At 31.2% G+C, this 548-nt stretch carries 1 protein-coding gene; it reads right to left on the reverse strand.

Annotated features, from left to right (window positions below; genetic code table 11):
* Nucleotides 1-251: 251 nt before the first annotated feature.
* The coding region (locus G3997_RS02445; protein WP_330616174.1) for a DUF1540 domain-containing protein at nt 252-548 on the reverse strand (297 nt) is incomplete at its 5' end.

The following is a 548-nucleotide window of genomic DNA, read 5'->3' on the forward strand; positions in this document are numbered from 1 at the left end:
TATATATAAASGTAAAAATAACATTTTGAAATGCTTCGCCCACGCAGTGGCTCAAGCAACGGATGTATCCTAAATGTTTCGCCAACGCGTTGCTCAAAGTGGTAGCGAGGATATATCGTTGGCGACATGAAGTGTTTCGCCGACACGTCGCTCGAGCGAAGCGAATTTTTATTAGGRGGATAATNTAGGTTTTAATTTATAAAAGCATTAATTTATAATTATAAAAATAAATTATGATTAATTTAATATTTTTATTTACATATAAATGTATCACATTGAGTATTTTTATTATTTATATGAACACTTTCTGCAACGCAAAGACCTTCTTCATTATAATGGCACTTTTTAGCTTCACAGGCTATATCACTTGATGTAGTAAAATAGTTACTAGATAAATTAGATAAACTATTATCACCTTCTGAAAATGTAGCGCAATATGTATTTGATGACTTAGATGCATGTAATCCAGATACAATTATTTTACCTGCATAGCAAGTACCGCTATTATTGTACATACAGTTATGTGCAGAGCAATTTAATGTCATTTT

The organism is Romboutsia sp. 13368, assembly GCF_018336475.1.
Classification (GTDB): domain Bacteria; phylum Bacillota; class Clostridia; order Peptostreptococcales; family Peptostreptococcaceae; genus Romboutsia.